Source organism: Vibrio tasmaniensis (assembly GCF_024347635.1).
In the GTDB taxonomy this organism is placed as follows: domain Bacteria; phylum Pseudomonadota; class Gammaproteobacteria; order Enterobacterales; family Vibrionaceae; genus Vibrio; species Vibrio tasmaniensis.
In genome coordinates this window covers 1398646-1424523 of sequence record NZ_AP025511.1, presented here as the reverse complement: position 1 = coordinate 1424523, position 25878 = coordinate 1398646, and the positions used below count along the sequence as shown (strand labels likewise).

The 25878-nt window shown below is 43.1% G+C and carries 23 protein-coding genes; 10 read left to right on the top strand and 13 right to left on the bottom strand.

What is annotated here, in order from left to right; translation table 11 throughout:
- Positions 1-10: 10 nt before the first annotated feature.
- Positions 11-436, bottom strand: a complete 426-nt coding sequence (locus tag OCV44_RS20530; RefSeq protein WP_139685096.1) for a hotdog fold thioesterase — start codon at positions 434-436, stop codon at positions 11-13.
- Between the two features lie 186 nt (positions 437-622).
- Here OCV44_RS20530 and OCV44_RS20525 point away from each other — a divergent pair, with 186 nt between their 5' ends.
- Positions 623-1411, top strand: coding sequence for a M48 family metallopeptidase (locus OCV44_RS20525; RefSeq protein WP_139685097.1), 789 nt, complete (start codon positions 623-625; stop codon positions 1409-1411).
- A 79-nt stretch (positions 1412-1490) separates the two neighbouring features.
- On the opposite strand, the gene OCV44_RS20520 is transcribed toward OCV44_RS20525, so the two are convergent.
- Positions 1491-2573, bottom strand: a complete 1083-nt coding sequence (locus OCV44_RS20520) for a site-2 protease family protein (protein ID WP_139685098.1) — start codon at positions 2571-2573, stop codon at positions 1491-1493.
- Between the two features lie 357 nt (positions 2574-2930).
- Here OCV44_RS20520 and OCV44_RS20515 point away from each other — a divergent pair, with 357 nt between their 5' ends.
- The 3 genes from OCV44_RS20515 to OCV44_RS20505 all read left to right on the top strand — a co-directional run bounded on the left by OCV44_RS20515 (position 2931) and on the right by OCV44_RS20505 (position 7419).
- Positions 2931-4190 (top strand): outer membrane protein transport protein, encoded by a 1260-nt coding sequence (locus OCV44_RS20515; protein WP_139685099.1) that lies wholly within the window; start codon positions 2931-2933, stop codon positions 4188-4190.
- 13 nt (positions 4191-4203) lie between these two features.
- Positions 4204-6642: a VolA/Pla-1 family phospholipase gene (locus OCV44_RS20510; protein WP_139685100.1), complete on the top strand. Its 2439-nt coding sequence runs from the start codon at positions 4204-4206 to the stop codon at positions 6640-6642.
- Between the two features lie 219 nt (positions 6643-6861).
- Positions 6862-7419 carry a PhnA domain-containing protein gene (locus tag OCV44_RS20505; protein WP_004730927.1) on the top strand — a complete coding sequence of 186 codons (558 nt, stop codon included), beginning with the start codon at positions 6862-6864 and terminating at the stop codon, positions 7417-7419.
- 68 nt (positions 7420-7487) lie between these two features.
- Here the strand turns inward: OCV44_RS20505 and OCV44_RS20500 are convergent, their stop codons facing one another.
- Positions 7488-8402: a LysR family transcriptional regulator gene (locus OCV44_RS20500; RefSeq protein ID WP_139685101.1), complete on the bottom strand. Its 915-nt coding sequence runs from the start codon at positions 8400-8402 to the stop codon at positions 7488-7490.
- A 237-nt stretch (positions 8403-8639) separates the two neighbouring features.
- Here OCV44_RS20500 and OCV44_RS20495 point away from each other — a divergent pair, with 237 nt between their 5' ends.
- The 3 genes from OCV44_RS20495 to OCV44_RS20485 are packed head-to-tail and all read left to right on the top strand — an operon-like array spanning position 8640 to position 11092.
- Positions 8640-8852 (top strand): DUF1656 domain-containing protein, encoded by a 213-nt coding sequence (locus tag OCV44_RS20495; RefSeq protein WP_139685102.1) that lies wholly within the window; start codon positions 8640-8642, stop codon positions 8850-8852.
- A gap of 10 nt (positions 8853-8862) precedes the next feature.
- Positions 8863-9723: an HlyD family secretion protein gene (locus OCV44_RS20490; protein ID WP_139685103.1), complete on the top strand. Its 861-nt coding sequence runs from the start codon at positions 8863-8865 to the stop codon at positions 9721-9723.
- A 13-nt stretch (positions 9724-9736) separates the two neighbouring features.
- A complete protein-coding gene (locus tag OCV44_RS20485) occupies positions 9737-11092 on the top strand; it encodes an FUSC family protein (RefSeq protein ID WP_139685104.1) in 1356 nt (451 codons plus the stop codon).
- A gap of 85 nt (positions 11093-11177) precedes the next feature.
- Here OCV44_RS20485 and OCV44_RS20480 read toward each other — a convergent pair whose 3' ends face one another.
- The 5 genes from OCV44_RS20480 to OCV44_RS20460 form a co-directional block, all read right to left on the bottom strand.
- Positions 11178-12467, bottom strand: a complete 1290-nt coding sequence (locus tag OCV44_RS20480) for a DEAD/DEAH box helicase (protein ID WP_139685105.1) — start codon at positions 12465-12467, stop codon at positions 11178-11180.
- A gap of 143 nt (positions 12468-12610) precedes the next feature.
- The gene (locus tag OCV44_RS20475; RefSeq protein WP_139685106.1) at positions 12611-13351 is read right to left on the bottom strand and encodes a DUF1223 domain-containing protein; all 741 of its coding nucleotides are present in this window, start codon (positions 13349-13351) and stop codon (positions 12611-12613) included.
- Positions 13352-13583: 232 nt separating this feature from the next.
- Positions 13584-13772, bottom strand: a complete 189-nt coding sequence (locus tag OCV44_RS20470; protein ID WP_139685107.1) for a hypothetical protein — start codon at positions 13770-13772, stop codon at positions 13584-13586.
- A 313-nt stretch (positions 13773-14085) separates the two neighbouring features.
- The gene (locus OCV44_RS20465; protein WP_139685108.1) at positions 14086-15087 is read right to left on the bottom strand and encodes a TerC/Alx family metal homeostasis membrane protein; all 1002 of its coding nucleotides are present in this window, start codon (positions 15085-15087) and stop codon (positions 14086-14088) included.
- A 590-nt stretch (positions 15088-15677) separates the two neighbouring features.
- A complete protein-coding gene (locus OCV44_RS20460; protein ID WP_139685109.1) occupies positions 15678-17417 on the bottom strand; it encodes a bifunctional metallophosphatase/5'-nucleotidase in 1740 nt (579 codons plus the stop codon).
- A gap of 238 nt (positions 17418-17655) precedes the next feature.
- Between OCV44_RS20460 and OCV44_RS20455 the strand changes: the two genes are divergently transcribed.
- Positions 17656-19470, top strand: coding sequence for an ATP-dependent endonuclease (locus OCV44_RS20455; protein WP_139685110.1), 1815 nt, complete (start codon positions 17656-17658; stop codon positions 19468-19470).
- Positions 19471-19667: 197 nt separating this feature from the next.
- Here the strand turns inward: OCV44_RS20455 and OCV44_RS20450 are convergent, their stop codons facing one another.
- Both OCV44_RS20450 and OCV44_RS20445 read right to left on the bottom strand, forming a co-directional pair.
- Complete coding sequence (locus OCV44_RS20450) at positions 19668-20162, bottom strand: DUF1097 domain-containing protein (protein WP_102250468.1); 495 nt, start codon at positions 20160-20162, stop codon at positions 19668-19670.
- A 204-nt stretch (positions 20163-20366) separates the two neighbouring features.
- A complete protein-coding gene (locus OCV44_RS20445; protein ID WP_009845304.1) occupies positions 20367-21272 on the bottom strand; it encodes a LysR substrate-binding domain-containing protein in 906 nt (301 codons plus the stop codon).
- A gap of 272 nt (positions 21273-21544) precedes the next feature.
- Between OCV44_RS20445 and focA the strand changes: the two genes are divergently transcribed.
- Complete coding sequence (focA, locus tag OCV44_RS20440; protein WP_139685111.1) at positions 21545-22996, top strand: formate transporter FocA; 1452 nt, start codon at positions 21545-21547, stop codon at positions 22994-22996.
- A 380-nt stretch (positions 22997-23376) separates the two neighbouring features.
- On the opposite strand, the gene OCV44_RS20435 is transcribed toward focA, so the two are convergent.
- The 3 genes from OCV44_RS20435 to OCV44_RS20425 all read right to left on the bottom strand — a co-directional run bounded on the left by OCV44_RS20435 (position 23377) and on the right by OCV44_RS20425 (position 24912).
- Positions 23377-23946: a YceI family protein gene (locus OCV44_RS20435; RefSeq protein WP_086050990.1), complete on the bottom strand. Its 570-nt coding sequence runs from the start codon at positions 23944-23946 to the stop codon at positions 23377-23379.
- Complete coding sequence (locus OCV44_RS20430) at positions 23943-24482, bottom strand: cytochrome b (protein ID WP_139685112.1); 540 nt, start codon at positions 24480-24482, stop codon at positions 23943-23945. Before OCV44_RS20430 ends, OCV44_RS20435 begins: the two co-directional genes overlap by 4 nt.
- Positions 24483-24666: 184 nt before the next feature.
- Positions 24667-24912 (bottom strand): DUF2164 domain-containing protein, encoded by a 246-nt coding sequence (locus tag OCV44_RS20425; protein ID WP_086050992.1) that lies wholly within the window; start codon positions 24910-24912, stop codon positions 24667-24669.
- Positions 24913-25201: 289 nt separating this feature from the next.
- Here OCV44_RS20425 and OCV44_RS20420 point away from each other — a divergent pair, with 289 nt between their 5' ends.
- The gene (locus OCV44_RS20420) at positions 25202-25837 is read left to right on the top strand and encodes a hypothetical protein (RefSeq protein WP_139685113.1); all 636 of its coding nucleotides are present in this window, start codon (positions 25202-25204) and stop codon (positions 25835-25837) included.
- The last annotated feature ends 41 nt before the right edge of the window (positions 25838-25878 follow it).

Sequence of the window (25878 nt, the reverse complement as noted above, 5' to 3'; positions counted from 1 at the left end):
GCTTAACTTATTATCGCTTATGTTTCTTCACGGCAATAGTTAAACGGCTGGTACAGACTAAGCGTTGACGCTCATCAGTAATGTTTATCTGCCATACTTGGGTAGAGACACCTAAGTGAATAGGCTCAGCAGTACCAATAACATAACCTTCGCGCATGGATCTAACGTGGTTTGCGTTGATATCTAGCCCAACGCAATAGTAGCCTTCTGGAACGCAAAAATTAGCAGCCAATGAGCCAAGCGTTTCAGCTAAAACTACCGATGCACCGCCATGAAGCATGCCAAGTGGTTGATGCGTAAAATGACAAACCGGCATGGTTGCCACCAAGGAGTTGGCGTTAACCTCGGTATATACAATGTTGAGGTGCTCAATTAAGGTGTTTTTTGAGGTCGCGTTGAAGGTATCTAGGTCAACGGGCTTTTTCCAAATACTCATGTAGGTTCCTTAATTATTGACTTTGTTAGTGCGTGAGCAGTTTCATTAACGTTAATACTGTCGTTGAAGATAACTATGTTCTTAAAGAAAGCTGTACTCTTAAAAACAATAGTTATCTTACAGCTATTAGTTATTACACAAGTTGATGTTAACATGCATAAAAACCGAATACACAGAGGATATTGTATGACGTCATGGATGAAGTTTGCCTCGCTTCTTACACTCGCAGGGCTAAGTGCCTGCAGTGCTTCCCCAACAGGCAGAAACCAATTACTGCTTTTTTCAGATAAAGATATGTCTCAGCTTGGAGCACAGTCTTTTGAACAAATGAAGAAAGAACAACCCATCAGCAAAGATGCAAAAACGAACGCTTATGTACAGTGCGTTGCAAACAGCATCACGCAATACATTCCTAAACAAGGTTTTAGTGAATGGGAAGTTGTTGTCTTTGACAGTGACCAAGTAAACGCATTCGCCCTACCAGGCGGAAAAATTGGCGTCTATACCGGGTTACTTAAGGTAGCGGTTAATCAAGACCAACTCGCGACAGTTATTGGACACGAAGTGGCGCACGTTTTAGCGGATCACAGTAACGAACGTCTATCTCAATCTCAAATCGCTAACACTGGCTTATCCGTTACTAGCGTCGCGCTAGGTGCATCAGAATACAAGCAATATCAAGGCCTGACGATGGCGGCCTTAGGTTTAGGCGTTCAGTACGGCGTTATTCTACCGTATGGGCGAACTCAAGAGTTTGAAGCCGATGTTGTTGGCCTAGAGTATATGGCTAGAGCAGGGTTCGATCCTAACCAAAGTGTCGACCTATGGCAAAACATGGCGAAGGCATCGGGTGGTAATCAGCCCCCAGAACTGCTTTCTACACACCCTTCGCACAGTACGCGCATCAAAGATCTGCAAGCGACGATCAAAACGCTTCCTCAATCGGGTTCTCCAAGGCCAAATTGCAAAGTGTAATCCGAAGTTCTCTTCGTACCACGAATACAAAAACGCCCTATCCATATTGGCTAGGGCATTTTTTTTGTTTTGATTCTTGTTAAGTACCAAGAATTTGTAATGGTAGGCTTAACAACTGGTCACCCGTTGACGCGAAATACCAGATAACACCAATCAAGCTGCTCACTAAACCTACATACCAAACAAACGACACGACTTGACCGTATTTGTCTAATGGCAACAAGTGACTGTGGTGACGCCCTTTCCATTCGAACAGTATTTCCACACTACCCATAATCAATAAGAAACCAAACAAGGTCAGATTCAACTGGTAACTCAACACTACGCCAGCAACAGCTGCTGCGATACACAATACAATACCAAGCACGCTGTTCATTGAGAAACTGATACTTTTCAGTACATGACCGCCATCGAGAGGCAGAATTGGCAATAGATTAAACAAGTTCAATAGCGCGTTGAATACCGCAAGCCCAGCAAAGAACATCTCGCCAGTGATCCAGTACAACACGGTAAACACCAAAGACAATATCAATCCGAACAATGGCCCCATGATTGAGATAACTACATCTTGCCAGCGCGTATTGATCTTCTCATCGGATAACGCTAAACCACCAAGGAACGGTATCAAATAGATACCTTTAGTCTTCATGCCAAAGTATTTCATCGCTCTAATATGGCCGTATTCATGGAACATAAGGCAAGCGATTAGAGCTAAAGCAAACTGAATTGAAAATAGCCATGAATACGCAGCCAAGCTCGCTGAGGCAAGTACGACTTTGATTAGCTTGGCACTCTTTAATGCTTTCATACCAAGCGACACTAATCCAATTAAGCTAAAACGCTTCTCAGGTTTAGGTGCGACAACGGGGGTTTGTTGTTCGATGTCTTTAGTGTCGCGGTTACCTTCGGCAATCATTTGACCATTGACGGAGGCTTTGTAATACATCTCAAATGGCTGCCATTGAACTGACGCCTCAACGTGACACTGCAACGTATCTTCGCCAGATTGCAGCATAAATGTGTGAGTGCGAGCATTCTCTTGCTCTGAGGTCGCATCCAGCTGAGACACAAGTGTATTGTCCCAGAACAGCTGTTGCCAACCTGCCATTGAACCTTCTAAACGAAGCGGTTTTCCAAGAAACTCTATCGCGAGTAATTCCAAACTTAAATTCCAATTTAATGCCATCGTAAATGAAACCGTATTATGCCGATTTAGCGATTAACGGTAAACACAAACAAAGTTGTTACATATTTAAGCAATTGAACACTATTTATGCCGATAATGCGCATAAACATTCTGGTCACACCTCCAACCACGAATAAACCATTGATTGTATGAATATTATTAGTGTTAAAGTCCCGCCCCTTAAAATTATAACTTCACAAAATGATAACTCATTCTTTGACTTTACATGAAACATGAATTTAACATGTTATTTACATTGACGCATCACTAATAAGAATGCTCAGTGTGTTTTCAACAATAAGAATGAGATTTGATGCCCTAGGAGGGTCAAGGATGAAAACAATACAACGCTCTCTCGTTTCGCTTTCTGTGCTATTTGCATGTAATTCACTTGCGGCTGGTTTCCAAGTTGCTGAGCACTCTGCCTCAGGCCTTGGACGCGCATTCTCAGGTGAAGGTGCAGTTGCCGACAACGCGAGTGTACTTGCGAGAAACCCCGCTGCAATGACCCTATTTGATACAGCCCAATTTTCAGGCGCGGTTTCTGTCGTTGATCCAGAAGTAGACATTACTCAAAACAATGTTCCAGGTTCTGGCGGGCAAAGTCAGACATCTAAAGACGTCGCTCCCCTTCAGATTGTACCTGGTGCTTACTACATTAGCCCAATCAATGAGCAATGGGCTTGGGGTATTGGTATGTTTTCCAACTACGGTGTTGCTACCGATTACCCAGATGATATCTACGCAGGTGATCTAGCCGGTGATACATCACTCATGTCTGTCAATTTAAACCCCAACGTAGCGTATAGAATCGACGACCAATTCAGCGTCGGTGCTGGTGTAAACCTTGTTTATGCAGAAGCTGAACTCAATCGCCACCAAGGTGCTATTTCGAATGTTACTGGTGATCCTGCATCGACGAAGCTAATCAGTATGACCGGCGAAACATTCGCATTTGGTTGGAATGTGGGTGGCTTATATGAATTGAATGAAAACAATCGATTTGCTATCGCTTATCGTTCAGAGGTCGACCTTGACTTTGACGATGGTGAGTTTACTGATTACACAGGTGGCATAGTCAAAGGTAGCGCAACAGCAACGACTGGCCGTCTAAAAATCACGCTACCTTCAATTCTAGAAATTTCCGCTTTCCACCAATTGACCGATCAATGGGCTATTCATTATGGTTGGCAACAAACGGGTTGGAGCAGCTTTAAAGAACTTAAAGCGACTAGTCCAGATTGTACAAATGGCGAATGTTTTAAAAAGACGGAACACTACGAGGATAACAACCGTTACTCGTTAGGTGCGACTTATCAGTTAAATCAAGAGTGGACACTAAGAGCTGGATTTGCGTATGACGAACAAGCTGGTCAAGCAACGTTAAGTATCCCAGATAGCGATCGTTACTGGTACAGCACTGGCTTAACTTACCAATACAGCCCTGACCTTTCTATTGATGCAGGTTTCGCTCTTGTTCAAAGTAAAGGTGATGACTTCACGGAAACCAATAAACTGGGTCAAAAGCTTGAGTTTTCTGGCGATGCAGTCGCTTACCTATCTGCAATTCAATTGAACTACACCTTTAACTAAACGGAATTCACACATGAAAAAGTTATTTAGTGTTTCGCTGCTTGCTTCAGCGATATTTCTTGCTGGTTGTGGTGATGACTCTTCGAGTTCAGGTGCTTCAACTACCGTTAAATACGATCAATACATTCAAGATTCACTTGCTCGCACAACAAGTATCAAGTTTCACCTAAGTGGTGCTAACAAAGCAGTTCCATTGCCAAGTTTCGCTCTGATGGACGCGACGGATGGCACTCTTGGGTTACCAACGGGTGGTAAAGATTCATTAACTAACCCAATTGCGGCAATGAACACAATGGATGGTTGGTCTACTTCGATGCCAATCGTAATGAATTTCGAAGGTACAGGTCTTGCCGACGGTGTCGCAACTGGTGGGATTTATATTCTAAAGCTTAGCAGTTCACTTACATCCACAACACCACCAACGGTTGAAGGTGTGTTGACTCTAGGTACACATTTTAATGTGTTATCGAGCGCGGCAACCGATGCCTTTACTATTGTATTTAAAGATTCACTCGATGCTTCAAGCGAATACGTGTTGGCACTGTCGAATGAACTGACCGATGTGAATGGCGATCCGGTAGGAATGTCGTCAAGCTACGCGGCTCTGAAATCAAGCTCAGTAACGTATACTGACGGTAGCTTAGCTCAGGCACAAAAAGTAACTCAAGGTGTTGAGAAAATCTTTGCAGGGGCGAATGCAGCGGGCAAAGTTAGCCTTGATAGCAAAGACATCATCTACTCGACGTGGTTTACCACCCAATCTGTTGGCGGTTCCCTTTTCGCAACAAAAGCAGCAACAGCGACCGGGTTGGCTTCTGCGAATCTAAATGGTGTATGGAAAGGCAGTGCAAAACCTAATTCGGTTGACCTAAAAGCCGCTTACACTATGTCGTTCCTTCCTGCAGTAACATTCAAAACAGCATTAGCAAATGACACTGATTTTGACAAATACATTGGTGGTGGTGACGCAACTAAGATTGCCAAAGCCAAATTTGCAATCGGGGCGATGTACGATGCATCAAGTGCAGATGTCAATGTAAGCCAAGGATCGGTTAAGTTACCTTACTACTTAGAAACAAGCAGCAGTAAATGGAATTCTCAGCCGTTTGAATCCGCTATGCCTAGCCTAGCTAAGGTTTCAAGTGCCCTAAGTAATAGTGCAGAAAAGGCGAACATGGCAGCTCAGCTTATTGCTGCGGGTATTGATGCAAGTATATTATCGACAAGTCAAACAGAGCAGCTGAAACTCATTGGGTTAAACTTGACTCTCAAAGATGGTTCAGCACTTGATAGCGAAAGAGTCATCACCAAATACTCTCCTGTCCCTCAAGTTAAATCATTGGAAGACGTCGAATTATTACTGTTTACGCCAAATGGTTCTGATCCGACGAATGTAGTGATCTACCAACACGGCATCACTTCGGCTAAAGAAAACGCTTATGCTTTCGCTTACAACCTTGCAAAAGCGGGTGTAGCAGTATTAGCCATTGACTTACCTATTCACGGTACACGTAGTTTGGATGATACTCGTTCGGCAAACGCTGACGTTTTGGCTTATCTAAACTTAGCGAACTTACCCGTCGCTCGCGATAACGTACGCCAAAGTGCGCTTGATGTTATGGGCTTACGCGCAGCTTTAGCTGTATCATTAAAAGCTGGGGCACTCACAACGTCTCCACTGAAGGCATTTAATCTAGCTACTGGCTCACAAGTGAAGTTCTTAGGCCACTCACTCGGCGGTATTGTTGGAACGACTGCAGTTGCAGCCTCTAACCGTACACTCGGTAGTGTCGCAGCTAATTCGCTTTACTCATTCAGTTCAGCAGCGATAGAAAACTCAGGCGGCCAGATATCGAACCTTCTATTAGGTTCTACAGAGTTTGGCCCTCAAGTTAAGCACAGCGTGGCATTGAGCGCTTCAACGGAATACGCAGGTTTTGCAACGGCGAACTGTGGAAGCCTCTCTAGCAAACAGTGTTACACAACGTTTGAAGCAAACGCGACCGCTGCGCAGAAAGCAACCATGACAGCCGCTTTTCAACAGTTCGCTTATGCTGCACAAACTGTGTTAGATACTGTTGATCCGTTTACCAATGCGGCTTATCTAGTTGCTTCTGGCTCACCTGTTCTGCCTATTTATATGGGACAAGTTCAAGGTGATGATACAGTACCAAACACAGTCGCAAACGCTCCGTTCGCGGGAACCACACCGTTAGCAATGAAGCTGAAACTAAAAGTCGTTGATTCGAGTAATACGAGCCCAGACGGAGCGAAGGATTTTGTTAAGTTCAGTGATGTTGCTGCGCACAGTACGTTTGTAATACCGCAAGATAAGACGACACCGACACCTTTGGACGCAGGTCATCATGTAAGCATGCAGACACAAGCTGTAGACTTCTTAATAGACAACGCGTTAACTTCAGCATCTATTACTGGTTCCTTCCTGGAATAATAAATAGAGCAACTCAACAAATGCCAGCCTAACCGCTGGCATTTTTGTTTCTATGACCAACCAACCTTCCCTAGTTAACCGTTTGCATAAAACGCTAAAACACAAATGGTTGATCTCGGCTAAAATTAATCAAGACAGAATACCGTACGACCTCTTTCTTTATTGTAAATAAAGTGGATAATAGCCCCGTAATTAATACCTAATAAATGTGAGTCCATTATGTCTTCTGAAGCTACTATGCTTGAACGCTGCCAATCTAAATGTGAACTATGTGGTTCTGATTCTTCTCTTACTGCGTACGCAGTGCCGCCACACAGCCACGTAACAGTGGATCACGGCATCATGGTATGTGACAAATGCCTAGGTGAGATTGACGATCCAAAAGATATCAACCACTGGCGTTGCCTAAGCGACAGCATGTGGAGCCAAGAAGCGCCAGTTCAAGTAATGGCATGGCGTCAACTTACTCGTCTGAACTCTGAAAGTTGGGCTCAAGACGCGCTAGACATGATGTACCTTGAAGAAGAAACATCAGTTTGGGCACAAATCGGCATGTCTGCTGATGATAAGCCTCTTGATGTGAACGGCGTTGAGCTTAAAAAAGGTGACGACGTAACAGTAATCAAAGACCTGCCAATCAAAGGGACTAACCAAGTGATTAAGCAAGGTACTGTTATCCGTGGCATCAGCGTTGGTGACGATCCTAAGCTTGTTTCTGGTAAAACAAACGGCGGTCAATCAATGTACGTAATCGCTGAGTTCTGCCGTAAGAAGTAATCTTACTGTAAGAAAGTGATAGAAAAAGAAAAGGCGCTAATTAGCGCCTTTTTTAACATCTCAAGTTCTTACAACTTAAAGCTATCAATAAGATGTTTTCGATAGTTCTTAATGACCGATACCAAAGAGCCTTTGATACCACTGATTTGCTTTGAGTGCGGGCACCATAATGCAAATCCAAACTTGAAACCTTCTTCCATTTGTTCGGAACAAATAGGTTCGATCGAATATTTAGAAAATTCATAGTCAGTAAAAAAAGCCTTAGGCAGCAACGACCAACCTAACCCCGCTTCAAGCATTTTAATAATCAGTGCGAGTTGATCGATTTCTTCATAATCAGAGCTCACAATAATCTTCTCAGACATCCCTTCATCAACCAGAGACTTCAATACGAACTGTTTAGAATTTCTGAGTGCCACTAATACTTCATCTTTGCTCAAGGTAGATAACTCTCCACCTTTTTGCGCAAATGGGAAGAATTCGAAATGCCCTAGAAAAGTAGCATCTAAACTGTGCATAGCACGGCTATCATGAACATTAACCAGACCAAAATGATAATCGCCAGTCTGTAAGCCAACTTTAATTTCGTTCTTATTCCTGACGAGGAAGTTTACTCGCATCATCGGAAAATCGTGTTTTAACTGCTTACGAATATCCACCAGTACGCGCTGTGGTATCACACTAGAGTAAGCAATCGTAATGTTTTCTAATCCACCATAAGACAAACTCAACGCGACCTTGTCAAAAGTACGAGCTTGTTCAATCGTCTGTTTTGCGTAGTGATAAAGGAGGTGCCCGTCCTCTGTTGGTTCTACAGAGCGACCGATCCTTTCAAAAAGATTAACAGCAAGGTGATCTTCCAAGTTTGTAATAACCTGCCCGACGGTCGTTCTGTGCTTGTTGAGTTTTACGGCTGCTTTGCTGAATGACCGTTGTTCATAGACGGTCACAAACGCCAGAAGTTGTTCAATACTGAAGTTCATTTTGATGTGCTTACTTTCTTAGTCATGCATATGAGATAGAAAAATATCTACTGCATCAGAATAATAATGATAAAAAGACAGAGCTAAATAGCTAATGATTTGTGCCTTTTGCTAACCCTTCTTTCTAGTATATACCTAAATCTACCTACGTTTGATGGATCTGATCCTCTATATACGATTATTAACATTGCCATAGTTCCTTTATCGTCACCTTATTCAAACGATAGAGACAGAGCCATGAACACAATGCCACATGAACTCGTGTGGGGTGAGATCTACTTCCCGCCTTTGCTTTTAGTTATCGCGTTAGCGTATGTATTGACGATATTGACTGGCTCAATCACGACAAAGCTTGGGCTACATAAATATGTCGCCTTTCCTGCAATCGCCGAAATAAGCTTACTCGTTATTTTCGTCGGCGTTATCGGCCAATTTATTACCATTTTCTGAGGCATTCACCTTGATTAAACGTTATCTCATTACGCTACTACTGGTCGTTTCCGCAAGCTTTGTGGTTTATAGCTATTACCAATCTTATACAAGCAACCCTTGGACGAGAGACGGGCAAGTCAGTGCCTACATAGTGTCTATTACTCCTCGTGTAACCGGACAAATCATTAAAATCCACGTAAATGACAACTCTCAAGTGTCTAAAGGCGATCTACTTTTTGAGATCGACCCTAGTATTTATAGAGCGGCTTACAACAAAGCACTAGCGACACAAAAACAAGCGCTTGCTCTACTTGCGAAAGCAAAAAATGAAGAGCAACGTGCAGCGAACCTTGAAAAAAGAACCCCTGGTGCCGTTCCCGTTTTAACGTTGAACAACTTAAGTAATGCTGTCGAAACCTCATCAGCGAATGTTCAACTAGCCAAAGCCAATGTTGAAGAAGCTCATTTAAACCTCGAATTTACCAAAGTCTATGCACCTACGAACGGATACATAACAAATTTTAACCTACGTGTTGGTTCTCAAGTGGTAGCGAACTCGCCCGTGGTTGCATTGATCGATGAAGATAGCTTTTGGATTGAAGGTTATTTTAAAGAAACCGACCTCGTTGGGGTCTACCCAGACAATACAGCGTTTGTCACACTCATGATGCACGACAAAGTCCAACTCAAGGGGCATATCCAGAGCATTGGTTTTGGCATTGCTAAACAAGATGGCAGCACAGGTAACGACCTTCTACCTAACGTGAATCCAAACTTCCAATGGATTCGCCTTGCTCAACGTATACCAATTAAAGTGAAGCTCGATATGATTCCTGAGGACATACAACTTCGCGTTGGGATGACAGCTTCAATCAAAATAATCAAATAGTTGGATGGCTTTTATGTTCAATGCATCGACCAAAGAAGCAATTAAGGCTTCTCTCGCTATTGTTATCTCTATCTGTCTTGCGTTGTGGTTTCAGTGGGAAAAGCCGTACTGGGCGGCAATTGCGGTTGCAGTCATGGCATTGAACGAGAGTTTTGCCCATTCAATAAACAAAGGCCATAACCGACTAATGGGAACCTTGTTAGGGACGGGTTATGCGTTTTTCTTGATTGCGATGTTTTCTCAGGACCGCTTTCTATTTCTGATGTTTTTCACCTTATTTCTTGGTACATGCATCTTCATGTCGAGTGATGAAAAATACGGTTATGTCTTTTCTATAGGCTTTGCTGTCTGCTCCATCATCTCGTGCATGGGCGGATTCGATAACCAAATTACATTTTATTTTGCGGTGCTACGAATACAAGAAACTTTGCTAGGCGTTATCACCTTCTCAATTGTTTATCGTCTTATCTGGCCGGTAACCACTGAACAAAACTTTGTACAGCGCTTTGAAGTAAGCAGAGAGACATTGTTAACTGCAATGCGTAACACCGACAGCTTGGATATAGAAGCCTTAGAATCCAACACCGCGAATATTGATAAGCTTTACCAACTGCTAGATTTACCATTAAACGGCAGTTATCACCTTAAAGCGAATATTCTAGACTGGCGTTTGAGAATCCATGAAATGGCGCATATTCAGGCTCGACTGCTTGAACTCGCCTCAGATGAGCTAACTCAAGCTATTGATTGGCCAATTCTCACCGAAAAACTGGAAAAATTAGAATTGCTGGCGCCACACTTGTTATTGATTGATGATGTGCCGTTTGTGAAGAGTGAGAAGATAAACGTTTCTTGGCACCATGAGCACCGTACCTTTGTTCAACATCTGAATGAGGATGGGAGAAAGGTTTTACAAGGTGTCTCGATGTTCGTAACGTCGCTATTGGTTTGGATATATCTACCTGTTCCGGGTGGTTTTATTTTTCCGATGATTGCAGGCGTATTTTCTTCCATGTTGCCGACGATGCCACCAAGTGTTATCAAAGATGCGTTTTTCGGGGTGATAGGCACGGGTACCATTATTTTACTTCAATACGTGTTTATCATGCCGATGATGACTGAATTGTGGCAATTGGCACTGTTCTATTTCATTAATAGCATGGTGATATGGAAAGTGTTCGCAACACCTAAACTGATGGTACACCGAATACTTGGCATTAACTTGTTGGTCGTCCTGACATCTGGCGCGCTCAATCTAACACCAGTTTATCAGATTCAAACACCATTGCTGATGTTGACCACAGTCCTTGTTGTCTTGATGATCGCTAAGCTATTTACTGACCTCTTCAGAGTAAAGAGCGCTGCTTAAGCACGTTATTTTAAGAACCGAACGACAGGCACAAAAAAGGCGCAATTAAGCGCCTTTAAAAAATCTATTTTTTACTGACTCAAAATCAGTTATTTCTCAACCAAACATCTTGGTTAGTCTGTGGTTTTTTCTTTTTCTTCTTCTTGCCTGTACCAGCCGGTGGCGCTACGGGTTTTAGCGCAGCAACAAGTGCAGCGGTTGCCTCTTCATCCACTTCAAAGCCTTCAATTTGCTCGCGCTCAAGACGAATTTTGTTCTTCTTCTCGATGATTGTGAAGTGGTGGTAATCTTCGTGATCGATTAGTGATAACGCAAGGCCCACCTCACCCGCACGACCGCTTCGGCCAATACGGTGCATGTAGTCTGATGGACTACGTGGTAAGTCAAAGTTGATTACTACAGGAAGCTTTTCAATATCCAGACCACGAGCTGCGATGTCTGTCGCGATCAGAACGTCAATCTCGCCAGATTTAAAATCTTCTAAGATACGAGTACGTGAACCCTGACCTTTATCACCGTGGAATACTTCTGCAATGATACCGCGCTTGTATAGCTTGTCTGCCAAATGTTCACAGCTGTTCTTCGCGTTAACGAAGATCAGAGCTTGTCGCCATTCGTGCTGTTGAATCAGGTGCGCTAACAAAGCTGTCTTACGGCCTTTTTCGACTTCGAATACTCGCTGAACTAGCGTGCTCGCATTGGCACTTTGAAGTTGGACTTCAATTGGGTCGTTCAGTAATTCGTGAGTCAACGTTTTAACTTGCTCAGGGAAAGTCGCAGAGAACAACAGAGTTTGCTTCTTGCTTGGCAGCAGCTTCAAGATCGCGTCGAGCTCTTCGGTAAAGCCAAGGCTCAACATTCGGTCAGCTTCATCAAGCACTAACGTTTTTACTTTATCGAGTTTGATAGCGTTGCTTGAGATTAGATCAAGCAAACGACCCGGTGTTGCCACCAAGATGTCTGTGCCGCCACGTAGCGCTTGCATCTGAGTGTTGACCGATACACCACCAAATACACAAACCGTTTTAATCGCACCATTGAAATGCACAGCGTAAGACTTAACACTGTCAGCGACTTGCTTAGCAAGTTCACGAGTAGGAACTAAGATAAGGCCGGACACAAAGTTACCTTTGCCTGCTCTTCGGTCTAAAGGTGCAGCTTCATGGATTTGTTGTAACAGCGGCAGTGCAAATGCTGCAGTTTTACCTGAACCTGTATTTGCGCCTGCAATTAGGTCGCGTCCTGCTAACACACTTGGAATAACTTGCGCTTGGATAGGCGTTGGCTGTTGGTATTCAAGCTCGGTAAGACGAGCCATCAAAGGAGAGATTAAGCCAAGATCAGAGAAGTTGGTTGGTGTTGTGGTGTTAGTCATTAATTGCAGGAACTCAAAGCTAAAATATTAGCGCGCTATATTAACGTATTTCAGCAGTATTACGTAACTAAATCGCCCCTTTCTCTCGTGTTTTAGCAATTAGCCCCTACTACAACACACCCAGCTATCACGTTATCGCAAGTTTAATTCAGCCATCCTGCTACCGTTTGTTCCGGTGTATACGAGTTAGGTTCAGTTAACCACACGGCGACGGCGTCTGGTGTGGTGACTAAAAGAGAGAAATCGATATTGAATTGCCATTCAGATTCACCACGTTGATAGCCGTCGTAAACCACGACAAAATCGTGCTCAAGTTTCTTACCTCTGTTCTCGCCCGCTTTAACGGTGGTGACTTCGTTCATCGCCAACAAGGCAATATGAGCGACATAATCCCCTTTACCTTCGTAATTCACACTGAACGTATCGCCTTTATGATTGACGGTTAGCTTAGGGTTACTTTGTTGTTGGATCGAAGGGAGATTTCTATCGAGCCAGTTAAAGTAACCGCGCCACTCTTTGCCATCGACGATAAAGCCCGGAGTATAAACGCCACTTGTTACTCCATAAGCTTTGTACAAGCGTTGCTTCTGACTGAATGCCTTGCTAGCGAATTTGTCTCCCCACCCTAGGTAATCCCAGTAATCGACGTGATAGGCGAGCGGAATGACTTGTGTCCAAAGATTAGGGTGGTCTTCAAAAGTACTAAGGTAGGCATCAGCAGGCGGACAACTTGAACAACCTTCAGAGGTGAACAGTTCGATAACCTGCGCAGGTTGACCTTCATTACTCCAGGTTTGTGCATTCGACACAGAAGAGTAAAAGCCGATCGGTAAGGCAAATAAACAGAATTTAATCAATGGTGAGTTGCGACTGGCGTGTGACATACCGTGATCCTTGTACAAAGCGAATTTACTGGCGCTCAAATACAGACCGTTATGCCTAGATTTTTCTTTCAGGTGCTGAGTTTATTTCAGGTGCTGGGTTTATTTCAAATGCTTAGTTTCTTTGAGATGCAAAGCTTATTCCAGATACACAGCTTCTTTCAGATACAAAAATGCCAGCTTCAGAAGCTGGCGTTTTCTTAAAATTCTATATTTTTACATGTTAACGCAGAGATTAACGGTTGATACCGATATCGCGTTGCATGTGACCAGATAGTTCGCTTGAGTAGTAACTACGTGGAGAGTTGTCTACAAAAAGAATATCGAAAATGTGTGCAATCAATCCTTTGAAGTTAACCGAGTAGGTCTTCTTATCCATAGAGTTAGGAACAGCGATAGTATTCATTTGCATTGCTTGAGCCATGATTGCCTCTCTATAAATTTGTTTAAGTGGTTCGTTCTGATGACAAGAATATTAGGTGATTTTTTGCACGTTAAAAAATGACTAAATTTGGATATTCAGATTAGTTTTTCTAATAAAACAAGCCGTTAACAACGCATGAAAATAGATATTCACAAATGGTGGGTATAAATTCACAATGACGTTAATATCATGCATTTAGTACAATTAACCCTCAAACAACGGTGGCTGATGTCACATAAAATTTACATAAATAAATTTTCCACTTCATCAGCCACGTGTTCATTATGGATTTTTCGATAAGTTATATTTGTTTTTAATTTACTTGTTCAATAGCTGGCTTCTTCACATAAACCGACGCTATAACTGCAATCGTCATCGTAGAAACCAGCACTGCTAGCGACCAATAAGTTGGGATAGCCCACTCACTGTCAACCAGTAGCATTTTTACACCGATGAAGACCATGATGAATGCCAATGCAGGTTTCAAGTAAATGAACTTATCCATCATGCCCTGAAGAACAAAGTACAATGAACGAAGGCCAAGCAATGCAAATACGTTCGCGGCCAGTACTAAGAATGGCTCTCGCGTAACAGCGAAAATGGCAGGGATAGAATCCAATGCAAACATCACGTCCATGACTGCAATCGCGCCGATCACCAACATCATTGGAGTGAATGCCCATTTTGCACCCTGTTTAACCATTAATGCAGGACCTTGGAAGTCTTCTGTCACAGGCATCACTTTACGAAGTAACTTCTCAGGTAGCGTATTCACACTCTCCTCTTCGCCCTTATCTAGCGCCAGTTTAATACCTGTACCAATTAGGAACGCAGCAAATACATAAAGCACCCAGTGGTATTCAGCCAAGAGCTGAGCACCTAATGCGATCATAATTGCACGAAGCACCAATGCACCAATTACGCCCCAAAGAAGCGCACGAGGTCTTAGATGCTCAGGAACTTGGTATTGAGCAAAGATCATCGCGAAAACAAACAAGTTGTCTACGCTCAATGATTTTTCTAGCAAGTAACCGGTAATAAATGACACGGTTGCTTTTTGGGCTGTGTATTCACTATTCGGCGCATAGATGTCCCAAAATAGGTAAATGGAACCAGCAAATAAAAACGCGAGCACAAACCAGAAAACGCTCCAAATTGCCGCTTTCTTGATGGTTACACTACCACCACGAGTCTGATAGATATCAATAGAGACGAGAATGACTGTCAGCAGGAAAAAGCCCGCATAAGTCGTCATGATTGGCGATGAAAAAAAGGATTCACTATGTGTAGATAATAGAGATTGAGTTGAGTTCATTATTCCTCCGGGCGGAAGAACTGTACAAAGACCTTCCGCAAACAAAACTATCAAGTTCCACGACGGATCTTGATTGTGATTGCGTTGGTCTCGTTGAAGTGAAATATGGGATTTCACCTTTACATACCGGATAGACTCTTGGCCTAACGAGATGACGATATGTAAACTTGCGCTAACTACTCCCCAAACGCGTGGATAATATTCCTCTATCTTTGTTTCGTCTAGAAAAATTTGCACTAGAAATGCAAAAAGGAGCAAGTGCTCCTTTCTTATTGATGCCACTCTGTCAAATAGACACTCGAATTGATTCTAAGAATAAATTCACTATCCAAACTCGCTATGGCACTGCGTGATCAAGTTATAATTTTGAGTAAATTACAATTCTGCGTAAATTATAATCCTGCCGTCGGTATCAAATACACTAACGCAGACCAAACCGATACCCAGCCAACAACCGCTACCGCATCTAACCAATCTTTCTTATCCATGTTTATCTCCACAAGAAGGCGACCTGCAGGAATAAAGCATAAACAATGCCAAATTTATAAATAAACTGCAGCAATAATATCAAGCACAAGTATTATTGCTGATTATCTAAAGCACTCCATGCAATTTAATGGCTCATTGTGTTGAAGCGACTCTGGGTGGTCTTGTAGAAACTCGATGAAACAATCTGCCATTGAGTCGGTCGTCACCACACCATCACCTATCATATCCAAAACGGCGTTATAGCCCTCTTTTCCTTTCATAGTGTAGGCTGACGACGTGCCCCGATAGACTCGATCTCGAGAAACAGCCTGCCATCCCAATGCTTCAGAATGAATTTCTAAATGATGGATTCTATGCCCAAGAGGCGCTTCCTTGTGGTAACAAAACCTTAGGTTATGCGTATAAGGAAAGCTGCCTGAGCCTGTCCCTACAACGCCATTATCCAATGCGTTATTGATTGCCCCTTCAAGCATACCCGCGATCGTTTCACCTTTTACTTCATACACACCAATGGGTACGGCAAACGGTAGTAGTTTTCCGGCAATATCGGCAACGGATACATCACCACTATTGAGTGAATTTCGCACTCCACCAGAGTTGTGGATAGCAAACTCAACTTGATGTCCTTTCTTATTCATCAAGTAGTGAAATGATTGAGCAACCAACGGAGCAAGCTGACTTGGACCTTTCTCATCCGGGATCCGAATATGGCGCAGTGTAGTGTCTGCATGAGCAATAACTTGTTGTTGAAGTTTTCGAACTCTCGGCTGGTATTTATCCGTCAGAATGCTCTGCAGCTCAGGATCTTTTTTACACACTGCAATATTAGGGTGATTGTTTAAAAACTCACACGCCATGTCGTGGGCATCGTCTTGCCCTACTTCACTCAATTTCGCGTCTATAAACAGTCGACGTCCTAACAGCAGCTCATTTTTGCCGTTAAAGTGCGTCACTTTGCCTTGAGAATCGAACTCGATTTCGCAGTGCCCTAGGCTAATGGCGTGGAAACCCGCTTGTACTACATAGGTGTCACCGACTTTCACGCCGTAATCATCGTCTTTAACTAAGCCGATATCAGAGAAGTCACCTTGCAAACGGTGGCTATGCCCTCCAACAATGACGCCAATACCTGAAACGTTGGCCGCTAGCTCTAAATCAGCTTCGTAACCAAGGTGACTGAGCAACACAATCTTGTTGATGCCAGCTTTATGAATCTGCTCAATGGTCGCTTTTGCGGTTTCTAAAGCATTTTCAAATGGTGTATCGATATCTGGATTAGCAATGCCTGCCATCTTGTCGATGCTTAAGCCGAATATTGCAACCTTCTCGCCATCAAACTCTTTCGTTATAAAAGAGGCACTTCGCGTTACAGTCAGATAAGGCTTAACAATTTCGTTGTCCGCTAAGGTATGAGTTTTATTGATATCCTCATTCGATAGGTTCCAGTTACCTGCTAACAATGGAAATTTAATTCTTTTAGCGAAAATCGCAACGGGCTCATTCCCCATGTCTAACTCATGGTTGCCAAGAGTCATGGCATCTATATTAAGGGCATTCAACAGATCTGCGTTGGCTTTTCCCTTGAATAAGGAGAAGTACAAAGTGCCTTGAAAGCAGTCACCAGCATGCAGGAACAGGGTTCCAACCTTCTGACGCTGAGCATCTTGTTCAATTTGCTTAAAGCGTGTTGAGATTCGAGCAAAGCCACCAGTACTCACATAAGGTTCTATGATGTGGCTGTTCATTTTAAGTGATAACTGTAATGAGGTTGGTTCAAAGTATGAGTGGGTGTCGTTGATGTGTGCCAACACTATTTTTGTCGGCTTATTCTTTTTAGTCATATTTTCTTCTCTCTTTGTCCCTTCATACTAGGTCGAGAATCATGACAGAATCGTGAATTTTATGAAACTGCACTGCAAAAAAATACTCGAGATAGATCAAAAATCTCATTTTGCACCGTATAAATAAACAACGGGTTTTGTGACAGATGAGCATACCGGATTGGTGTTTTTCGATTATGATTAAAGATATCTGTTAGCTTTCAAACAATTAGCAGAGCCTTCCGTTAGGAGTAAGCCTATGCAACTAGAAAGAATCGAGATTTCTGGCTTTCGAGGTATTAAGCGCATGTCTCTTGCGTTTGATGAGCTAACCACGCTTATTGGTGAAAATACTTGGGGTAAGTCTTCATTATTGGATGCCCTTTCCGTCGTTCTTCCTTCAGACGGTGTTCCATATCACTTCGAAATGACCGATTTCCATGTCGATTACTCGGTTTCACATCCACAGTCTCAACACCTTCAAATTGTTCTCGCATTAAAAGCCAACGATAAAAGTGAGCTAAATGCAGGACGTTATCGCAAACTGAAGCCGGTGTGGGTTCAAGACGAGTTTGGTGTCTTTCGTATCTATTATCGAATCAGTGCCACGTTAGAGCAGTATGAAACGACCACACACTACGCATTTTTAGGTTTAGACGGTAATCCGCTTAAACTTCATCACTCCGAAAAACTCGCTCAAGAGTTAATGACCTTGCATCCTGTGATCCGTTTACGGGACGCAAGGCACTTCGATCGTCCTTTTAACAGCAATTCACTTAACCACAATGCTCACCTGCCGACTAATGTTCACGCGAATAATGCAAACGGAAATGGGAACAACAATCCAAATAACGGACATGGGAACGGACATGGGAACGGACATGGGAACGGACATAATCACACGACCAATGGTCATGGCACGAATGGAAACGGCAGCAGCGGCAATGGCAATGGCAATGGCCGTCAGGCAAGAATAGAAAAGCGCATCGACAACACCTGCCGCCGTCTTATGGCGATACCCGGACATGTTAATAAAGGTGAAATGCGCAGTAGTCTTGAATCAATGCAAAGCTTAATAGAACACTACTTCTCATTTAAGAGTGTCTCACGTAAGAATCCGAGAAAACCGCGTGACGGGCTACTGTACTCAGCTGGTGCGAACGACAAGAGCATTCATCAATTGGTCGAAGAGACCAAAAACAAACAAACGCGCTTATTATTCATGGGGTTACTTAATGCCTATTTGCAAGCAAAAGGGCCAAATGACTTAAGACGATGCGCGCGCCCTCTTTTGATCCTTGAAGATCCAGAGGGCCGACTGCATCCGACGCATCTAGCAAGGGCTTGGAGCTTGATGCAAAAGTTACCCATGCAAAAAATCCTGACCACCAACAGTGGCGATCTACTTGCTGCTGTGCCACTTCAATCGATTCGTCGCTTGGTGCGTCAGTCGGATAAAACCATTGCCAACCAACTTAACATGAACCACTTCAGCAAAGATGAACTTCGTCGAATTGGTTTTCATATTCGTTTTCACCGGTCCGGTGCTCTGTATGCTCGCTGTTGGTTGTTGGTAGAAGGTGAAACCGAAGTATGGTTGTTTAACGAGTTAGCCAACCAATGTGGGTATAACCTTGCTGCGGAAGGCGTTCAGATTATTGAGTTCGCTCAATCAGGACTCAAGGCACTGATCAAAGTCGCGCAAGAGTTTGGAATAGATTGGCATGTCGTCACCGATGGCGATGCTGCCGGTAAAAAGTATGCCGCAACGGTGCTCTCTAAACTCGGTAATGATCAAGAGCGACATCGCCTGACAGAACTGCCTGATAGGGACATCGAGCACTACTTGTATATGAATGGGTTTGAGAACTTTTTCAGAGACATGGTTAAGATTCCTTATGATCACCCTATTCCAGCAAAAAAAGTTGTGGCAAAAGTTCTCAAGAAACACGCAAAACCCGATCTGGCTTTAGCGATCGTGTCTCATTGTGAAAATCAAGGACAAGACTGTATTCCATTGTTGTTGAGATGGACTTTAAAACGCGTGATCACCATGGCAAACGGAAATACCTAGCTTCTTGCTTATCTGATAAGTGCTATTAGTTCTTCTGTTTATAATTTCTTGAATTGACTAAGGAACCAAAACCAAAAAAGGCACACCAAGTGGTGTGCCTGTATAAATCGATATACAAATTAATTGGGGGTTATCTTGCAAGAGTTCACAGTGACTAAACTAAGGTTAGGTTAACGAATTAAGGCTAGGTTAACGAATTAAGCCTTAGCTTGCTTAGCGTGTTGTTCAACCGCTTCCGAAGATTGAGTCGATTTCTCGTGAAGCCATAGCCCCGTTGCTTTCATCAAGTATCCAAAGACACCACCAAGCAGTAAAGATGGCACGACAAGTTGCCAATCACCGCCTGCAGCAAACGTCGCACAGCAACCAATGAAGGTGCCTGGGATATAACCTAACCACGCTTGTTTGGCTTGAATACACATAAAGAAAGCCACAATAGCAGTAATCATATAGCCTAAAATCTCTAACCCTGCGAAGGTTGAGCTTTCGATAATCACCATTGCCCAGAATACACCTGTCATGTTGGTCAGTAAGCTGCCTGCTAGTCCTTTAACACCGCCTGTTGGCGAAGCAAAATAACTGGTGCAACCTAGGAAACCTGCCCATGACAATAAGCCGAAAGAGATAGCAATCCATCCCCAAAGACCAGACAAAATACCTGTTGTTAATGAAATCGCGACTAATGTACTCATACTATTTCTAAAGCCTAATTACGAAATTCATCGCAACCGGATTTAGCCTCACTTAAAATCAAGTAAGCATATTATGGGAAGAACGCCTTCTTTTGGCCGATCATGATCACATTAATAATGTATGCGGATGTGCATTTATCACCAGTTGGAGACCGGTATCGCTTATTCAACACAATTGGTTATCAGAAATTTGTCGAATATCCGCTAAAGAACCGACGGCTTGCCTTTCATCATGCGCTTACCTTCTCGCTTAATACACTCAGCAAGTGGGTTTTCTGCCATGTCGGCACGCCAAATAAACGAAAGCGTACGTTCCATTTCAAGCTCAGGAACATTCAGGGTCACGAGCTGGCCAGATTCAACAAACTGCTCAACATCTAGATAAGGCAAACACGTCAAATATGGGCCGTTTGCAACCAAACTTCTTAAAACAGGAACGTGTTCATACTCTCGCCAAACATCAAGATCGCCAATTAAATGATGAATAGAGCTATCAAAAACTTTGCGAGTACCCGAACCATGTTCACGCAATACCCACTTCGCTTGTTCTAGTTGCGCCAAGCTTACTCGTTCACGTTTTGCAAATGGGTGATGAGCCGATGCAACCACCGTTAAATGGTCGGTACACCACACTTCTTGGTGAACACGGTTGTCGTCACAGCGCCCTTCGATAACACCAAGGTCATATTGATAATCTAATACGCCATCTATAACCGCATCGGTACTTTGTACACCAAGCGAGATTCGCATCTCAGGAAAGTCGTTATCAATAATACTGATGAGGTCTGGAACCAGGTGTTCCGCCGGGGTTTGGCTCGCACCGAGTTTGAGCTCTCCACTCAATAAATGTTGCTCGTAAAATCCCATCTCAATTTGCTGCGCATCTTGCAGTAAACGCTTCGCTTTTGGCCTTAGCCACATGCCCCAATGAGTGAGCGCCATTTGCTTGCCCTGCCTTTCAAACAAAGGCCTGCCGAGCATTTTTTCCAACTGTGCAAGAGACATACTGGTCGCCGACTGAGTCAATGCAAGCCTATCAGCCGCCTGACTTACGCTTCCCGAATCTGCTACCGCGTCAAAGACGGCGAGTTGCTTTAATGAATAACGCAAAATCTATCCTTAATTCTTTTAATAACTTGTGTCCTGTTGCTCGTTTTTTGTTAAGCCGATGAGCAATCAATTTCATTCTACGCCTAACCCAAGCTATATCAATAAATTTGATGTGGTTTCTAAAAATTATCAATTTTACCTCTACCCCTCAACACCCTAATCTGGAATGGCAGGACACAACGAGCCCTGCAAACATTACTGATTAACCATTACGGATTAACCAAGTTACTAAGACTAGGAATTACACATGACGGATTGTTCAAGGGGGGGATATGGCAACCAGCACTTCTGAAAATCAGCAACTGTTCTCACCAACAGAAATGATGGCGGAAGCCGAGAAGTTTGCATTAAGCAAAGCAAACAAAACCAGCAGCATGACATTGAGTTTGGCAATCATGGCTGGCGCATTCATCGGGCTTGCTTTTTTATTCTACATCACGGTGACCACAGGTAGCGCTGATGCAGGATGGGGATTAAGTCGTTTAGCCGGTGGTCTTGCATTCAGTATGGGGTTAATCCTGATTGTGATTTGCGGTGGCGAGCTATTTACCAGTTCGGTGTTATCAAGCATCTCATGGGCTAACAAACAAATCACCTTCACCAAGATGCTGTCTATCTGGGGCAAGGTTTATGTAGGCAACTTTATCGGTGCCATGTTCCTACTGGCTTTGGTAAGCGCAGCAGGCTTGTATCAACTGGATGGCGGGCAATGGGGCTTGAACGCTCTTAACATTGCTCAACACAAGCTACATCACAGCCCTGTTCAAGCGTTTGCTTTGGGTGTGCTTTGTAACTTGCTGGTGTGTTTAGCGATTTGGTTAACGTTCAGCTCTGCTAACGCCATGACCAAAGCAATGATGACCGTGTTACCCGTTGCGATGTTCGTTAGCTCAGGCTTTGAACACTGTGTGGCGAATATGTTCATGGTTCCGCTAGGCATCACGATTCAAGCATTCGCACCAGAAAGTTTTTGGACGCAAATTGGCGCAACCTCAGCCCAGTACGCAGACCTAAACATCATGAAATTTGTCACCGCAAACTTAATACCAGTGACAATTGGCAACATTGTAGGTGGTTCAGTATTGGTTGGCTTAGCCAATTGGAGTATCTACCGTCGCCCGCAGCTTAAAGCAGCAAAAATTACAGCAATAACTCAAACAACAGAAATTACGTCAGTTAAGGAAATCACTATGAACACTACAACAACTATCAAGCAAATCATGAACACTCAACCAATTACACTGAGCGTAGAAATGCCTACTTCAGTCGCGATTGATTCACTTTTAGACGCTCAACTTGTTAGCGCTCCTGTTTGCGATGTTGAAGGCCGCTTAGTAGGTATCTTCTCTGTTCACGACGTAATGGTTGATCTTTGGTGCCAAGACTACATTCCGACTAAAGGTCAGAAAGTGGTAGACCTAATGAGCCGTGACGTCGTCGCTATCTCTGCTAACGATAAGCTAGTTGATGTTGCTGAGTTCCTATGTATCGACAAAGAGCAACTGTACCCTACGACAAGCATGGGCTACGCAACTCGCCTGACTTCTCTTTCTTTAGAAGAACGTGCAAAAGCGATGAAAGTAAGCCAACCGCACATGCTTCCAGTGCTAGAAAATGGCGTGATGGTCGGCGTGCTGACTCGCACTGAAGTGATGCAAGCACTACGTCCTATCTACGGTGACCGCTTAAACGTGGTTCCAAAGGCTGAACTAGAAACGGCTTAACTAGCTAATGGTTTAACTTACTGTGGCTTAATCTACAGTGGATTGACTTGCAACGGTTTAACTAGGAAGCGTATAGCTAACGACTGTTTTACTAGGAAGTGGTTAGTTAACTAGTACAAAGTTGAACAATTAGGGATTAGTTGTTCACTTAGATAAATCAGTCATGGCAACGTTGACTGGCTAAAAGTAAATGGTGGCTTAAGCGCAACTAAAGATTTGACACAAAACAGGTCTAAACGCGTGACCATTTACCATAATAAAAAGGCGCAAAGTAAATACTTTGCGCCTTTCTCTTTTTCTAACTGTTGCTTCTAGGTATCTATTCAATTTTTGATGTTACATAAAAGATTGATACCAGCCAGCGATGATTAATAGCTAGATTACTTCTTTACACCTTCAACGTGTAGATCCATGTCTACGTAGCTTGAAGCACCCATTACTGGAATGTTGAAGTCAGCAAGCTCTAGACGAGTTGTACCTACGAAACCAGCACGCTCACCGCCCCATGGGTCTTGACCAGCACCGATGAATTCAGCTTCGATAACGATAGGCTTAGTTACGCCGTGAAGTTTAAGGTCGCCCATAACTTCAAGTTTACCTTCGCCTTTATCAACCACTTTTGTGCTGTTGAAAGTCGCATCAGAGAACTTACCTGCATCGATGAAGTCTCCGCTACGGATGTGCTTGTCACGCTCTGCGTGGTTTGAATCAAGGCTTGTAGTATCAACCGTTACGTTGATTTTAGACGCTTCAACATTGCTTTCATCAAATGAGAAGTCACCAGAGAACGTGTTAAAACGTCCTTGGATAAAGCTGTAACCTAGATGGCTAACTTTGAAGTTAACTGAAGCATGCGCACCTTTTGTATCAATCACGTAATCAGCGGCGTTCGCAGCGAAAGGCATTGCCATAGCAAATGCTAATCCTGTAGCGATAATTGACTTTTTCATTTTGAAGCTCCTATCATTTTTCGTAGCGTATCGTCTTTGTCGATAACGTGGTGTTTTATCGCCGCTAATGCGTGCACTGATGCCATAATGATCAGTACCCATGCAGCATAGTAGTGAACCGTTCCTGCGAGATCAGATTGGTTTGCAAACAGTTCACCCATACTTGGTACAGTGAACCAATTGAATACCTCGATCCCACGGCCATCTGATGTCGAAATCAAATAACCTGAAATAAACAAAACCGCTAAGTTAATGTACATAAAGCCGTGAGCTATCTTCGCGGCTACAACTTCATAGCTTTTACCATCCACTTTTGGTGACGCGGTAACTAACTTCCAAAGCAAGCGAATAATGGTCACTGCAGCCAAAAGAATGCCTACCGAACGGTGGTAGTCTGGTGCTGTTTTGTACCACTCACTGTAGTAAGAAAGATCAACCATCCATAGGCCTACACCAAATAAGCCAAATACTGCGAGTGCTGAGATCCAATGCATTGCTCTTGCTAAAGGATTATAATTTCTGACGTTGCTGTTCATACATCTCTTCCGAATGTTAACGTGTCGTGTAGTTTTGAAAAGCGTACCCTACACCAAGTTTGCGTAACATATTATTTACCAAGTTTTACATTAGTCACATCATTTCAAATTAAACGAGTTATTCAAAAATGTTGAACAAGTTGCTTTATGGGCAAATTTCTTTGTCGAACAATCGCTTTCTGATTTATATTTCAACGATTTGTTCAATTTCATAGAGCTCGTCCGAGATGTCTAACATTTTTCGTTCCATGACTTTTTGAGCGTCTTCTATCCCCTTGTTGTAATAGACTGCACCAAACTTTTTACTAATGAAGTCGACTAAGAATTCAGTGTCGAACTGACCAAGATCTACATCTAGTTCATCTTGCAGGTACTTTTGTAATGTCTGAGTGAGCTCAGACTTTTGTTTCGAATCTAATTGAATGGTCATGAATGTGTCCAAATAAAGAGTAAGTAGAACAATTGTGATTAGCCGACTAAGCTATAATTTCGTTAGCTCACTGCAACTCTGCCAATCAGCTGAAATTTTCTAACTAGCTATAATTCCTCATAATTTAGTTTACAGACCAGTAGAGTGCCAGTGCTATCCATAAAATCGCTTAGTAATGGTTAATTTTGATAGAGGGATCAAGAACTCGCACTTTGGCGATAGGTAATGGCGCCAAAATTACCGTACTATTGCCCATCAATAAGATAGCAACTGTGTATAAGAGGCTTCATTGTTATTAGATCTGGTGATTAAAAGCGTCAATCAGTTTCAAGACGATTGCTTGAAACTTTGTGAACGTCATTACCCTACCGTACACAATCAAGGGATCAGTGAACATCACATAGGCAAAGCGTTTGCCAGACGAATGGAGCACACTTTCGTCAGCTTCAATCATGCAAGTAACGTAAGCCCATTAGAAATGCTCTCTTCTGGTGAAACACCACGACACTTTCGAATCTCTTCTGAAATTGGTACCGTTTGGATGATTAGCCACCATATGGTGAGCGCAGGAAAGACTTGTCGTAGAAAGTTGATGTTGGACATCCATAACTGGCAGCAAGAGTACGGATTTGCCATTCAACCCAATGACCTATTGATCATTGTCTCCGACCATTGGATAAGTCGAAGCAAAAACAGTGGTGAACTCTTGCATTGGTGGATGGGGGAACTCCCAGACCAGATTAGCGACTACAGCCTACAAGGTATCACGCTAAGAAAGAGTGATACTCAATTCGCAGATGATTTAAATAGTAACTTCAAAATCAGTCCGTGTTTTATCAAATTCGCTCACCCGCTAAAACGCTCTGGAAATCAACAGCTAGTTCGTAAATACTTACAACTTTATGCGGTAATACAATGGCAATAAAATACAAATAAACTTTTCCATAAAATATATAAACCAAATAA